We start from the raw sequence: 596 nt of genomic DNA, 5'->3' as shown, positions 1-596 counted from the left end.
GTTCTGATATATCCAGTAATCATAAGTTCTCCTTTAATGGCATTTTGTTCTCATATTTTATATACCATTACACTCTGGGACCATACATATAAGGCTAAAGTTTGCTGAAAGTCAATTAAAATTACTTAATAAATTAACTATATAAACTAAAAATGCTAGTATTATATTATTAATTTTAAGTAAAGGTACATACTATGAGCTATACAAGAGAACAGTTAAAAGAGGCGAGGCAAGCAAAAAGTAACCTAGAAAAGAAATTTGAATCAAAACTAGAACTAGCAGCAGGCACAATAGTGATACTAACAATAGCACTAGGAATGGGCGCTGTTACTGGGGCTCTTGCAGGTTTAGCTCTAAGTTATGTTAACTTGCCACCTCTCATTGCAGGTGGAATCATTGGTTCTGCAATGTTATTAGTAGGCTTAATCAAGGCTTGTTTTTTCTCAAAAACTACAGTCAGGTAAGGAAGCAGTATTACTACTACCCCCTCCCTTAGAAACGCAGCATGCAGGTTTCCCCACACTACGCTTGAGCCCCTTATCTAAGTTCTTCTTTTCTAGAACCGGCTTGTCCTTCATGATTCCTCAGGAAACATC

The 596-nt window shown here is 36.4% G+C and carries 2 protein-coding genes; one reads left to right on the top strand and one right to left on the bottom strand.

Annotated elements, in window-relative coordinates; all coding sequences use genetic code 11:
* Nucleotides 1-194: 194 nt before the first annotated feature.
* The gene (locus tag ACJ5GX_RS03510; RefSeq protein WP_265017898.1) at nucleotides 195-464 is read left to right on the top strand and encodes a hypothetical protein; all 270 of its coding nucleotides are present in this window, start codon (nucleotides 195-197) and stop codon (nucleotides 462-464) included.
* Here ACJ5GX_RS03510 and ACJ5GX_RS03505 read toward each other — a convergent pair.
* On the bottom strand, nucleotides 444-578 hold the full coding sequence (locus ACJ5GX_RS03505) for a hypothetical protein (RefSeq protein ID WP_265017908.1): 135 nt from the start codon (nucleotides 576-578) through the stop codon (nucleotides 444-446). The two genes, ACJ5GX_RS03510 and ACJ5GX_RS03505, sit on opposite strands and share 21 nt — an antisense overlap.
* Between the last annotated feature and the right edge of the window lie 18 nt (nucleotides 579-596).

This window comes from Wolbachia endosymbiont of Tuta absoluta (assembly GCF_059414725.1).
Note: the sequence above shows the minus strand (reverse complement) of the source record. Positions and strands in the feature narration are given on the sequence as shown.